Source organism: Lentzea sp. NPDC020367, from assembly GCF_044387305.1.
Lineage (GTDB): Bacteria > Actinomycetota > Actinomycetes > Mycobacteriales > Pseudonocardiaceae > Lentzea.
Genome location: NZ_JBIRVV010000014.1, coordinates 1 through 11,764 on the forward strand (window position 1 = coordinate 1; position 11,764 = coordinate 11,764).

An 11,764-nucleotide genomic window follows, 5' to 3' on the forward strand; every position below is an offset into this window, starting at 1 on the left:
CACACACAGTGCGAAGTATGCAGGCCTTCACGACAGTCAAGCGGGACGTAAACAGGTTCTTCATCAGTTCCGGCGAGCGTTGCCGTCATGAAGGTGCACCTGGCTCTGGCGGCGGTCGCGCTGACCGCGATCATGCTGACGACGACGCAGCTGGCAGGAGAGACGTCCCCCGCGGCCGCTCCCACCACGCCGTCGAGCGCCACGCCCGTCGAGGTCGCGCCCTCGCCCGCCTCGCCTCCGCCACCACCGCCCCGCGTCTACGCGTCCAGCTCGGACCTGCCGGACGGCCCCGAGTTCCCGGTCTCCGGCGCGGGCACGTTCCACGTGGTCCCGGGAAACGGACCGGTCGTCGGCACGGGTCCGTTGCGCACCTACGCCGTCGAGATCGAGGACGGCATCACCGTCGACGAACAGGCCTTCGCGGCGTTCGTGGACGCCACCCTCAGCGATCCGCGTGGCTGGACGGCTCGTGGCGCGCGTTCGGTCCAGCGCGTCTCCGGCGCCGCGTCGGTCCGTGTCCGGCTCACGTCCCAGCAGACCGCACGGGGCGTGTGCGGCTTCGAGATCCCGGTCGACGTCTCGTGCCGTGACGGCAACTTCGTGTTCCTCAGCGCCGCCCGTTGGATCCGCGGCGCCGTCGCGTTCCTGCCGGACCTGACCGCCTACCGCACGTACATGGTCAACCACGAGGTCGGGCACGCGTTCGGGCAGGGCCATCAGCCGTGCGGCGTCGCGGGCGGCCCGGCGCCGGTGATGATGCAGCAGACGTTCAGCGTGTCCAACGACGAGATCGTCCGCATCACCAACGGGGTGTCCCAGGGCGCGTTCATCCCGCAGGACGGCAAGGTGTGCACGCCAAACGGGTGGCCATATCCGTGAATGTTCCCCGGTGTGCTCACTTGTGGTTGATGTCGGTCTCCATAACCTGACCGCATGGACGTGGACACGAGGCTGCTGAGATATTTCGCCGCCATCGCCGAGGAGGGCAACCTCACGCGCGCGGCGCACCGTCTCTTCGTGTCACAACCATCGCTGACCAAACAACTCAAGCACCTGGAATCGCAACTGGGCGTGCGGCTGTTCACGCGGTCCAGCACCGGGATGAAGCTGACCGACGCCGGCCACGCTCTCGCCGCGCGCGTGCCGCCGGTGCTCGCGGGCTGGGACGCGGCGGTGAGCGGGACTCGAAGCGCCGCCCGCGTGCTGCGCGTCGGTTTCCTGGCCAGTGCGGCGAACGACGCGACGCAGGACATCGTAGCCGCGTTCGGCAGGCTGCACCCCGGCTGGCGGGTCGACCTGAGGCAGGCGCCGTGGTCGGATCCGTCGGCGGGCCTCGCGGCGGCGGAGGTGCCGGTCGCGTTGCTGCGCCTGCCCTTTCCCGGCGACGAGACGTTCTGCGTGCGGACGTTGTTCAGCGAATCTCGTTGTGTGGCACTGCCTTCCGCGCATCCGCTGGCCAGGCGCGCGTCGATCCCGTTCCGCGAGCTGTGGGACGACCCGGTCATCGTCGCCCCTTCGCTGAAGGGAACCTGGCGCGAGCACTGGCTGGCGTTGTCCGAAAGGGACGGTCGCGAGGTCCGCGTCGGTGCCGTGACGGAACATCCCGACGAGTTCCTCAGCGCGATCGCCGGCGGTTACGGCATTGCGCTCGTTCCGGCGTCCACGCCTCACTTCTACGCACGCCCGGACGTCGTCTACGTGCCGGTGACGGGCGTGAGTCCCAGCGACGTGGCCGTGGCGTGGCTGCCGGACGCCGGTGAAGCCGCCGCCGACTTCGTCCAGTGCTGCCTCGACGTCACGCGCTCTCGGCGCACCGGGTGCGACAGGCGCTCGGGCTGAAGCCGTGCACCCGCTTGAACGCGGCGCTGAACCCGAACGCGTCCGCGTACCCGACCTTGCGCGCCACCGAGGCCACCGTCGCCGTCGACTCGGCCAGCAGGTCAGCCGCCAGGGCCATGCGCCACTCCGTGAGGTACGTCAGCGGCGGCGCCCCGACCAGCTTCGCGAACCTGCCGGCCAGCGTCGTCCGCGCCACCCCGGCTTCCTTGGCCAGCAGGGCGAGCGTCCACGCCCGTTCGGGCTCCGCGTGCATCGCCTTGAGGACCGGCCCGACCACCGCGTCGGCTTGAGCGCCCAGCCACCCGTCGCCGTGCTCGCGGTCGAACCACTCCTTGAGCGCGCACACCATCAACCAGTCGAGCAACCGATCCGCCACGACACTCGGCCCATCGGTGCCGATGCCGGCGTAGAACTCCGCGCACCCGTCCTCACCCGGCGCCACCAACGCGTCCGGCAACACCGACGTGAGCCGCCGCGCCACGGCCGTGTTGACCTCGTACGTCCCGCTCACCACAGACGCACGCCCTTGCGCCGCAACGGACTCCTGCACCACGAGGATGTCCCCGGCCTTCGCCGTCTGCCCGCGCACGCTGATCTCCCCAGACGCCACCGCGTACAACGTGAGCCCAGGCAACACCCGCGTTCCGTCGATCTCGGTCCGGCGCACCCCAGCGCCATCCGCGCGCACCCCGCGCAGCAGTTCGTCGAACGGCTCCATGACCCCACGATACGGCCCGAACGATCGAACATCGTCGATGAACTCTCACCCATGTCCTCTGCCTCGGCGACCGGGTTGGCTTCATGCCATGACAGAGATCCTGGTCCTGGGCGCAACCGGCAAGACAGGCCGCCGAGTGGTCCGCACCCTAGAAGCCGCTGATCTGACGCCCCGCAAGGCCTCCCGCGCCACCGGCTTCGACTGGAACGACCAGTCGACCTGGAAACCGTTCCTGCACGGCACCACCGCCCTCTACCTGATCGCCCCGGAAGACCCGTCGTCCGCGGCCTCGTTCGTCGAGCAGGCAGCGTCCTCCGGCGTCCGCCGCCTGGTCCTGCTCTCCGGCCGCGGCCTCGACAAGACCCCGCCGAACGTCTTCCAGAGCATGCACGCGGCCGAGAAGGCCGTCCGCGAGAGCGACCTGGCCTGGACCGTCCTCCGAGCCAACAACTTCAACCAGAACTTCTCCGAGCAGATCTGGCAACCGGAGATCGAGGCAGGCCGCCTCTCCCTCCCCGTCGACGACACCCCGGAACCGTTCGTGGACGTCCAGGACATCGCCGAGGTAGCCGCCCTGGCCCTGACCACCGACGACCACCACGCCAGGACCTACGACCTCACGGGCCCGGAAACGATCACCTTCGCCACCGCGGTCGCCAAGATCGCCGCAGCCACCAACCGCCAAATCGACCTGGTGAACCTGACCCCGGCCGAATACCGCGAAGCCCTGCTCTCGCAAGGAGCCCCAGAAGAGGTCGCCACCGAGCTGAACGGCATGTTCGAGGCCATGCGCGCCGGCCACCTGGCCACCCCGACCGACGACATCGCAAGCCTCCTGAACCGCCCGGCCACCAGCTTCGACGCCTACGTCTCCGAAACCTGGCGCTGACGAGGCAACAACAGGTGCACGGCAAACCCGGCAGCCGTGGCCATCACCGCCTGGTAGACGACCGACACCTGGAACCCGCCCCCAACGACGAACGCGGCGTCCAACCCGGTCGTCCACCAGCCGGCCAGCTCACCGAGCCCCAGCACGTGCCACCCGAAGAACCCGGCACACCACCCGGCCACCACCCAGGCCGCCTGCCCACCCCGCCGCACGAACAGAAACGCCGACACCGCGGCCACGGCGTTGAAGGCGAGGGCGATGCCGGTCAGCGTCGTGTCGGGGCTCCACGCCAGGCTTGCCACCGTTTGCACCACGAGCACGCCGACGACCAGCCCAATGCCCAACCGCGTCTTGTCCACGGCCCTGATTATTCAGGTGCGGAGCCAAGTCTGTACGACGGCTCAGTCGCGTCGAACGCCGCCAGAACGCATCTCTTGCCCACGTGGTGAGCGGCCCGTGAACAGGAGTACTGCGGTTGGCGCACTGAGATACCACTCGTCCGCAGTTCAGGTCGCTGGCTGGGCGCCCTTCCGATAGGACACTGCAATCCGCCGCATCACTTCGCCGAGAAGGAGGCAGACTCCAGTGACCCACACCGCCTTCACCAGTACCTGTCCTGTTGCAGCAGCGGCTGTCAGGCCAAACCCAGACAACCAGAGGAAGAGCATCGTGTCCGCCACTGAGCCCACTGCATTGGACGACACGAGCGCGAGGCGCCAGCTACGTTCCCGCAAGCGGGTGTAGATCATCATGTCCAGGAATTCAGAGAGCGCGAAGGCAGCACCAGAAGCCAAAGCGATGCGGCCGTCAGCAACCAGAACGGACAGCAACGTCCCGGCTGCGATACCGACCCACACCCATGACCGTCCTGCGAACTCTTGAACCGCGTCACGCAGGCTGAGAGCCAACGCTGCTGTGTAGGTGCCAGCGGGAACGAGAAGTCCGAATCCCGCAGCAACCAGGCCGAACTCGCTGGTGACGATGTTCGCCAGCAGGACGGTACCGACGTATGCGGTGACCGTGAGCAGAAGCAGCAGACGTGTCATCGGGAAGAAGATCGCTTTCTCGTGCCCTTGGCGTGCCTGCGGTAACTGTCGAGCAGGTGGTTGGTCAGCAGTTGGATGTCTTTCGAGGTGTTCTGAAGTTCGTTCCACCTGCGGGTGGACCCGTCCTTGAACTCCCAGTTGCCCTGCGTCCATCGGCAGATCGGTGCCAGGGCCTTCAACTCCACCTCGAAGTCCTCGACGGTGAGCTCTTGGTTCCCCGATTTGATCTTGACGATCTCGTCCATGACGAAGCCGAGACTGATGATGCCAACGCCGTGAGTGAGACGCGATTTGGTCGGCTTGAGATCCCACGGCAAGCTGAAGACCTTGGAAACTCCCGTCCAGTAGGTCTTCAACACGCGCAGCATGGCGGCCGTGTCCCCGTCGCCGGCACCCGCGTTGCGGTACTCGTGGAGTGCTCCGTTGTCGAGGCTGTTCTCGAGCATGCGCAGGATCGAGTTGTCCTTGACAAAGCCGTCCGGCATCGTCGTCGTGTGGATCCGGTGCTTGAGCGGAGAGTCCTCGTCGTAGTTGAGGTGCTCCAGGAGCAGCGCCGGGAACTGCCGGAGTTGCAGCGGCAACGGGAGTTGTCCCGACGCCTTCGGCAGCAGTTCGTGGATCAGTCCCTTTGGCAGCGGTTTGGTGTTGTTGACCAGGATGAACTGCGACCGCTGCTCTGCGGCGTCATCCGTGATGAACGCCGTCACGCATACTGGGAAGCTCTCGACTCGAGCCTGCCGGATCGCGGAACTCCGTTGCTGTCCATCGACGATCCACCCCGGTTTGTCCGACTCGGACCACTCCTCGTCCAGGGGGATCACCAACGTACCCGCTCGGCTGTGTCCATCAGCCGGGGCGCCCTTCACCGGTTCGAACGTGACGCGCTTGTCGAACGCTACGACGAGGGCGTTCGGCAGCATCGCGTCGGCGGATTCGATGTACCGCTTGATCGCGTTGATGTGTGAGGTCACCGCAGTCCGCTGGTAACCCTGCAGTTGCGCGTCCTCGTCGCGGCGGATGCGCGCAATCGTGGCGACCTTCGGCAGTTGCTTGCCATCGATCGCGAAAGTGTAGAGGGTTCTGTTGGGACCCTGTTTGACCTCGATAGCAGGGATCCGCAGCGTCTGCTCGGTCTCTACCAGGCTGTCGGTCGCGGTCACGCGGTACTCCCTGCTACCAGTTCTCGGTCGAGTTTCTTGCTGAAGACGTACAGGTTGTGGAACCCGCGGCTCTTGTTGCGTTCGGAGCCGCGGAACAGGATCACTTCCACGCCGATCCGCTGGCAAATCGCGCATGAGCACTTCTCCCAAGGACGGTCGGTGAGTGTCTCAAGGTACGCAGCGCGATGATCTTTCTTGGGGTCGTACAGCTTCTCATAAGCGCAGAGCGCGTCGACGACCTCGTCGACATCCGCGCCACCGTCAGCATAGGAGCGCACCAGACGAAGACAAGTCTGCTCGTGCTCGAACGCGAGGTCCTGCTCGATGCGACCGGCACTGATCTCCCTCCGCAGCCGTGGACTGCCGTCCACCTGGGGGATCCTGACCGCCACGTAGTTCCGGTCCAGTGCGTAGTAGTTGTCCTTGTCGTCCTTGAACGCCTGCCGGAAGGCGGAGGTGGAGTCGAAGCTCGTCACCCCGTACTTCTCGAACTCCAGAACTTGTTCACACCGGCTGATGCCGAGAAGGTGCAGTTGGGTCTCTGGGGCTCGGTCGTCTGCGATTCGGCGCAAGCTCAGCAAGATGTCCGCGGTCTTCAACGGCACCATGCCGCCCAGCGCGATGCGCTTGAAGCCGATCTTCTGGAGCACTGCCACCGAGTGGGAGTAGGAGTCTGGATCCCATCCCTGCGCCACGCCCATCGGCGTGAAGTCCACCTTGCGCAGCCGACACAACTTCCAGAACTCAGCAGCCAGCTCAAGCGTGATCTCCTGGCGCCGTGACCACTCTGGCAGGTTCGGCTCATCAGCAGGCGTGACCGGCTTGAAGCCGAAGATCACGTGGTCGACGGAGATGCCGATGTGCAGCCCAGTCTCCTGGTAGAAGTCGATGACCTCATCCGGGGTGTAAGGCGGGTACTCCTCGCCGACGTAGTTGAAGGCACCGCAGTCGCCCATGATCTGCAGGTCCCTGCTCTGGCTGGATAGCCGGAAGAACTGCTCAGCGCCTTCGCGGTAGAGCCTGTGGCGCTGAGCAACCGTGTACTTTCCGGACCCGCTCATCGTGCCGTCCACGATCGCCTTCGACACGAGCAGACCATCAAAGGGCGGCTCCGCCAAGGCTTCGTGGGCGTACAGGTCATCGCGCTGGCGGATGCGGAACGCCTTCTTCTCTTCGGTGATGAAGTCAAACGCAGGATCGATTTGATCTTGCGAGTCAGGGAAGAAGAACTTCATGGCGTGGGCGTCCTGCCGCTCGTTACGTAGGTGCGAATGAGGAAGTTGGACAGCTCTTGGATGTGCTTGGGAAGGTTCTCGATGGCGTTCCACTTCATGCCGAGTTCTTCCCAGGTGCCACTTGTCCACCGACATTCGGGCGCGATCTTCGCAAGCTCGCGGCGAACTAGTTCGGGTGCGTCCTCGCGCAAAGGATCTACTGCGACGAGCACTCGATCCATCAACCTGCCCATCGCTCGGATGCCAGCGCCGTGGCTCAGCCTGCTCTTCGTCGAAGGCTTACCCCACGCGTCAGGGAAGGTGTCTTTCACCGCGGTCCAGAACACCATCAACGCGCGCCACACACCGTCCACGTCAGTGTTGCCGCTGCTCATGTTGCGGTACTGGAACAGGCATCCAGTGTCTTTGAGCGACTCCTCCAGCATCTTGATGATGCTGGTATCGGTGATCACCGTCGACTTCCGGGCCTTGGTGTCCGTGGAAGAGCGGCTGATGAGCCCGTGGAACGGAGACTTCTCATCCTGGTTGAGCATGTTGCACAGCTGCGACGCCAGCTGCTTGAGCGTCAGCCTGCGAGGTAGTTCTGTGGTGACTTCGGGCAGAAGTTCAGTCACCAGGCTGCGCGGTAGCGGCTTGGTGTTGTTGACCCGGATGAACTGGTCGCGCTGAACGGACACTTCATCTGCGATGAACGCGGTGACCGGGACAGGAAAGTTCTTGTTCCCGGCCTGCGCGAGCGCGAGCGCTCGCTGCTGGCCGTCCACTATCCAGCCGGGTTTCGGGCGGTCAGGCGGCACGAGTGGGATCTCGATCGTGCCAGCCGTTGCCACACCGTCGTTCGTCTTCGGTCCTCGACTGCCGGTGAAGTGGACGTCAGAGGACAGCGCCAAGATGATCGGGTTCGGAAACAGCACGTTGTCGCCGTCGAGGTACTCGACGATCTCCTGGATGTGGGCACGAACCGGAGCACGTTGGTAGCCGATCAGGTCCCCGGCGCCGTCACGGTTCACTCGAGAGATCTCGGCGACCTGGAGGATTTCGGCTGCCGTCAGGGTGAAGAGGTACAACGGGCGCTGGACACTTTGCGCGATCTGCAGTGCCCGCCTGCTGATGATGAGAGACGAAGGGTTCGCCATCAGGCGCCCTCCATCGAACTCAGGAACAACTGCCGGAACCGGCTCTGCTCACAGGCAAACCCCGCATTTCGAAGCTCACGCAGCATGGATGTGTGTGTGCTCCTCGGGGTCAGCCGTTGCGCGATGAAGGTCAGTACCTCGGCGTCGGTCATCGGTACGCGCTCGAACTTGCGACGCGGTGCACTGCTTGAACGCAGCCGCGACAGATGCTCGGTGAGAGCTGGCCTGGTCAAGTCGCCGCTTTCCAGTAGTGCTGCGGCGATGCGCACGTTCAGCGAGCCGAGGCTACCACCCAGACTGTTCTGCAATCGGGCGTCAGTCGGCAGCAAGTATTGGTCCCAGTCACCAGCGGTCGTCGCTCCAGCCGAGATGACCGACAGCCGTTCCGAGTCGCGCAGGTGGTTCGCGGCGTTGGCGATGTCTGGTCCGACTGCGCGCAGATAGCTGCTTGACAGCACGACGATGAACGTGGCGTCCGGATCGCTGTGAGCGAGAGCCGCCAACGACCGCGGGGAGTTCGTGCCGGGCGCCCTCCACGTCGCCAGGTACTGCCACCACTGTTGGATTTTGGCTGTCGTGTTGCCGACGCTGTCAGCCTGATCGGTGGCGAAAGTGGCTGCGTAGGGGCGCAACTCTGCTGTCAGCGGCACCAAACCGTAGCCCGCTGAGCAAACCCAGGTGCTGGCGTTGTCAATCTTGGTGTGCAACTTCCGCGCGATTTGCCACTGGTCGCCCGCATACAAGCGCTCAGCCGGAACCTCGGGTACGTCGGACGTGCTCAGGCGTTTGATCCACGCGTCAAAGCGCCCAGCTGTGCCCAGTTGAGTCAGATTGCGTACCTGGAGTTCTTCGGTAGCAGCTTGTTGCTTGCGATTTGTGCAGGTGACAACGATGTGGGTGCGAGACGCGCCCATCACGTCGTCTCGAGTGAGTACGCGCCACGGTGAGGCCATTCGGTCACTGCGTAGGCCGCGTGATCGTGAATGCTCTCGTCGTTGGCGGCGTGTACTCGGAACGCGAGTACACGGTCATCTGCACGCAGTCGTTCGGCAACAGTTCGTGCCATGTCTTCAACGAACACGGGGTTGTCATACGCCTGCATCGTGACGAAGCGTTCATCGGGCCGCTTCAACAGCGGGTAGACAGGCGCCGATGCCGCGGACTCCGCGAGGTCGAGCAGATTGATCAAGGTCAACTGCTCGGAGCCGTCTGCACGTTCGGCGAGTAGCGCGCCGATGGTGATGTGTCCGCGCTGGTTGTGGGCGCCGTAGTCACTGATCGCTTTGCTGCAGGGACACACACTTGTCACGGGCACGGTCACTTGGACGCGGACCGCGCCATCGCGCTCGCCACCCACGACAGTCCATCGAACGCGGTGGCCGAGCAGCGCTCGCGCGCCGCTTACGGGGGCGAGCCGCTCACGGAAGTACTCGGTGTCAACTGACACCTTGGCCCATGATGCCCTCAGCCTGCGGAGCACCTCGTGGTGCACGGCTTGCATGCCGGCGGCGCTGATCTCGGACGCGCACTCGTGCAGGATTTCTACAAAGCGGCTCATGTGGGTGCCCTTGACCTCAGCGGGCAGCGCAACGGCGAACGCAAACTCACCGATGCTCTCCTGCTTGCCCTCGGGGCCATCGGAGATCAGTACGGGATACCTCAAGTCGGATATGCCCACCTCGTCGAGCGCGACGCCGCGGACGTCCGGTCGGCTCTGAACGTCTTCGAGGGTCATGCTGCCTCTCCTCGATACACGCAGCCGGAGGTGCAAGTCTCGCGAACCACGATCTTGGACAGCGGAAGGTCGGCGGAGAGCCGATCCCAGATCCACCGAGCCAGGTTCTCGCTGGTCGGGTTCTCCAAGCCGGGCACTTCATTCAGGTAGTGGTGATCGAGTTGAGCATCAACCGGCTCGAACGCCTTCTTCACGTCACCGAAGTCCATGATCCAACCCGCGACGGGATCGACATCACCCGTGACGTGGACCTCCACGCGATACGAGTGACCATGCAGGCGAGCGCACTTGTGGCCCTCCGGCACGTTCGGCAGCCGATGAGCCGCCTCGAAGGTGAACTCGCGGAAGATTTCCATCACGCAATTCCTAGGTACTTGTGCGTCTGCAAGCTGAGACTCCACTGTGGATTCTGCAGGCAGTACTCAACAGCGGACTTCGTGTTGGCCTCGACTTCAGGCCCATCCATCGGCTGAAGCCTGAAGTGTGCGAAGTCGAGATCTTCGAACATCTCAGGTGGCGCTGCGGACTGCGGGAAGACCAGCTTCAGCTCGTCGCCTGATGTGAGGACCAGATCTGCTCCAGCCTTGGGGCTGACGCAAACCCAGTCCAGCCCGGTCGGAGCTGGCTGGGTGCCGTTGGTCTCCACCGCGATTTCAAAGCCGGCATCGTGCAGGGAGTCGACCAGTGCGGTGTTCAACTGCATGAGTGGTTCGCCGCCAGTGCAGACGACAAACCGCTTCGCGCGCGGATGTGCTTGGCCAGACCATGCGCGGCTGATGGCGCCAGCCAACTCCTCCGCAGTCCGGAACATGCCGCCGCCAGGACCGTTCGTGCCGACGAAGTCCGTGTCGCAGAACTGGCAGATTGCCTTGGCGCGCCCCGATTCCCTGCCGTTCCAGAGGTTGCACCCGGCGAACCTGCAGAACACCGCGGGACGACCTGCATGAGAGCCCTCTCCCTGCAGCGTGTAGAAGATCTCTTTGACCTGATAGGTCACTTCGACACCGACCCGGACAGAACGGGATCGGTGAGACCGAGGTCCTCAAAGCCGCGCTTGCGGAGCAGGCAGGAGTCGCAGGTCGCGCATGCTTGTCCGGAAGGGCTGGGGTCGTAGCAGGAGTGCGTGATCGAGTAGTCGACACCGAGATCCAGTCCGCGCTGGATTGTTTGTGCCTTGGTGAGATCCACGAGCGGAGCTTGCACACGGAACCTCTTGCCTCCGTCAGCGCCTGCGACGGTGCCGAGCGTCGCAGCTTCCTCGAACGCATCGAGGAACGGGCGCCTGCAGTCCGGATAGCCGCTGTAGTCCAGGGCGTTGGCGCCGATGAAGATGTCAGTCGCGCCAACGGTCTCAGCCCAACCGGCGGCAACCGATAGAAAGATCAAGTTTCGTGCGGGCACGTATGTGATGGGCGCCGCGCTCGAATCGAGGTCGTCCACGCTGTCGTGGTGTGGCACGTCGATGTCCGCGGTCAACGCTGATCCGCCGATAGCTCGCATGCCGAGGTCGAACACGATGTGGCGTGCAGCACCGAGCTGCGCGGCCACGCGGTGCGCGGCATCCAGTTCCACGGTGTGTCGTTGCCCGTAGCTGAAGCTCAGCGCGTACGTCTCGTAGCCCTCCGCGTTGGCGATGGCCAAGACTGTTGCTGAGTCCAAGCCACCGCTGAGCAGCACAATTGCCCTGCGGGGTTGGTCCACCGTTGCCTCCAAGATCAGATCCACTTGGTGATCAGGTGGATCGCCAAAACTGTGATGGTCTCAAGATCGTAGCAGTGCAATTTAAGCGCCTGCGCGGGTCCCTGGGGTCGGATGGTCGCATGTAGTTTTCGTGTAGCGACTGTCCTGGAAACTGTAACGCGGTGGCTCGTGGTCTTGGTGGAGTTCGAGGTGTGTCGCACGAGAATTCTGCTGACCTGCGGCGCAACTCGGCGATGCGGCACAGACGAGGGGCGACGCTCTGCGGTTGACGTATCGCCTTGTACGGAACGTCAAACAAGCGCCAC

General features: G+C 64.4%; 14 protein-coding genes. 3 read left to right on the top strand and 11 right to left on the bottom strand.

Annotated elements, in window-relative coordinates; genetic code table 11:
• Window positions 1-87: 87 nt before the first annotated feature.
• Window positions 88-879: a DUF3152 domain-containing protein gene (locus ACH413_RS38760; RefSeq protein WP_360045983.1), complete on the top strand. Its 792-nt coding sequence runs from the start codon at window positions 88-90 to the stop codon at window positions 877-879.
• A 54-nt stretch (window positions 880-933) separates the two neighbouring features.
• Window positions 934-1,839: a LysR family transcriptional regulator gene (locus tag ACH413_RS38765; protein ID WP_360045984.1), complete on the top strand. Its 906-nt coding sequence runs from the start codon at window positions 934-936 to the stop codon at window positions 1,837-1,839.
• Here the strand turns inward: ACH413_RS38765 and ACH413_RS38770 are convergent.
• Complete coding sequence (locus tag ACH413_RS38770) at window positions 1,796-2,557, bottom strand: AraC family transcriptional regulator (RefSeq protein WP_360045986.1); 762 nt, start codon at window positions 2,555-2,557, stop codon at window positions 1,796-1,798. The genes ACH413_RS38765 and ACH413_RS38770 overlap by 44 nt on opposite strands.
• A gap of 88 nt (window positions 2,558-2,645) precedes the next feature.
• On the opposite strand from ACH413_RS38770, the gene ACH413_RS38775 reads away from it, so the two are divergent.
• The gene (locus ACH413_RS38775) at window positions 2,646-3,446 is read left to right on the top strand and encodes an NAD(P)H-binding protein (RefSeq protein WP_360045988.1); all 801 of its coding nucleotides are present in this window, start codon (window positions 2,646-2,648) and stop codon (window positions 3,444-3,446) included.
• Here ACH413_RS38775 and ACH413_RS38780 read toward each other — a convergent pair.
• From ACH413_RS38780 to queC, 10 genes are all read right to left on the bottom strand, one after another.
• On the bottom strand, window positions 3,422-3,805 hold the full coding sequence (locus tag ACH413_RS38780) for a hypothetical protein (protein ID WP_360045990.1): 384 nt from the start codon (window positions 3,803-3,805) through the stop codon (window positions 3,422-3,424). The two genes, ACH413_RS38775 and ACH413_RS38780, sit on opposite strands and share 25 nt — an antisense overlap.
• Before the next feature lie 147 nt (window positions 3,806-3,952).
• On the bottom strand, window positions 3,953-4,492 hold the full coding sequence (locus ACH413_RS38785; RefSeq protein WP_360045992.1) for a VUT family protein: 540 nt from the start codon (window positions 4,490-4,492) through the stop codon (window positions 3,953-3,955).
• Entirely contained in the window at window positions 4,489-5,652 is a 1,164-nt protein-coding gene (dbpB, locus tag ACH413_RS38790) for a DGQHR domain-containing protein DpdB (protein ID WP_360045994.1), read from the bottom strand. The genes ACH413_RS38785 and dbpB (ACH413_RS38790) overlap by 4 nt, the downstream gene beginning before the upstream one ends.
• Entirely contained in the window at window positions 5,649-6,887 is a 1,239-nt protein-coding gene (gene dpdA, locus ACH413_RS38795; RefSeq protein ID WP_360045996.1) for a tRNA-guanine transglycosylase DpdA, read from the bottom strand. The genes dbpB (ACH413_RS38790) and dpdA overlap by 4 nt, the downstream gene beginning before the upstream one ends.
• On the bottom strand, window positions 6,884-8,023 hold the full coding sequence (dbpB, locus tag ACH413_RS38800) for a DGQHR domain-containing protein DpdB (protein ID WP_360045998.1): 1,140 nt from the start codon (window positions 8,021-8,023) through the stop codon (window positions 6,884-6,886). The genes dpdA and dbpB (ACH413_RS38800) overlap by 4 nt, the downstream gene beginning before the upstream one ends.
• Window positions 8,023-8,976 carry a hypothetical protein gene (locus ACH413_RS38805; RefSeq protein WP_360046000.1) on the bottom strand — a complete coding sequence of 318 codons (954 nt, stop codon included), beginning with the start codon at window positions 8,974-8,976 and terminating at the stop codon, window positions 8,023-8,025. Before ACH413_RS38805 ends, dbpB (ACH413_RS38800) begins: the two co-directional genes overlap by 1 nt.
• Entirely contained in the window at window positions 8,937-9,758 is an 822-nt protein-coding gene (gene folE2 / locus ACH413_RS38810; protein ID WP_360046002.1) for a GTP cyclohydrolase FolE2, read from the bottom strand. The genes ACH413_RS38805 and folE2 overlap by 40 nt, the downstream gene beginning before the upstream one ends.
• Window positions 9,755-10,114, bottom strand: coding sequence for a 6-carboxytetrahydropterin synthase QueD (gene queD, locus ACH413_RS38815; protein WP_360046004.1), 360 nt, complete (start codon window positions 10,112-10,114; stop codon window positions 9,755-9,757). The genes folE2 and queD overlap by 4 nt, the downstream gene beginning before the upstream one ends.
• Window positions 10,114-10,755, bottom strand: coding sequence for a 7-carboxy-7-deazaguanine synthase (gene queE / locus ACH413_RS38820; protein ID WP_360046006.1), 642 nt, complete (start codon window positions 10,753-10,755; stop codon window positions 10,114-10,116). Before queE ends, queD begins: the two co-directional genes overlap by 1 nt.
• Window positions 10,752-11,483 (bottom strand): 7-cyano-7-deazaguanine synthase QueC, encoded by a 732-nt coding sequence (queC, locus tag ACH413_RS38825; protein ID WP_360046008.1) that lies wholly within the window; start codon window positions 11,481-11,483, stop codon window positions 10,752-10,754. Before queC ends, queE begins: the two co-directional genes overlap by 4 nt.
• Between the last annotated feature and the right edge of the window lie 281 nt (window positions 11,484-11,764).

What these genes read in the sequence shown, in the direction of transcription:
- ACH413_RS38785 (WP_360045992.1), bottom strand. Translation starts at nt 4,492, where the DNA reads ATGACACGTCTGCTGCTTCTGCTCACGGTCACCGCATACGTCGGTACC.
- ACH413_RS38775 (WP_360045988.1), top strand. Translation starts at nt 2,646, where the DNA reads ATGACAGAGATCCTGGTCCTGGGCGCAACCGGCAAGACAGGCCGCCGA.
- dbpB (WP_360045998.1), bottom strand. Translation starts at nt 8,023, where the DNA reads ATGGCGAACCCTTCGTCTCTCATCATCAGCAGGCGGGCACTGCAGATC.
- ACH413_RS38765 (WP_360045984.1), top strand. Translation starts at nt 934, where the DNA reads ATGGACGTGGACACGAGGCTGCTGAGATATTTCGCCGCCATCGCCGAG.
- ACH413_RS38760 (WP_360045983.1), top strand. Translation starts at nt 88, where the DNA reads ATGAAGGTGCACCTGGCTCTGGCGGCGGTCGCGCTGACCGCGATCATG.
- ACH413_RS38805 (WP_360046000.1), bottom strand. Translation starts at nt 8,976, where the DNA reads ATGGCCTCACCGTGGCGCGTACTCACTCGAGACGACGTGATGGGCGCG.
- queD (WP_360046004.1), bottom strand. Translation starts at nt 10,114, where the DNA reads ATGGAAATCTTCCGCGAGTTCACCTTCGAGGCGGCTCATCGGCTGCCG.
- folE2 (WP_360046002.1), bottom strand. Translation starts at nt 9,758, where the DNA reads ATGACCCTCGAAGACGTTCAGAGCCGACCGGACGTCCGCGGCGTCGCG.
- dpdA (WP_360045996.1), bottom strand. Translation starts at nt 6,887, where the DNA reads ATGAAGTTCTTCTTCCCTGACTCGCAAGATCAAATCGATCCTGCGTTT.
- ACH413_RS38770 (WP_360045986.1), bottom strand. Translation starts at nt 2,557, where the DNA reads ATGGAGCCGTTCGACGAACTGCTGCGCGGGGTGCGCGCGGATGGCGCT.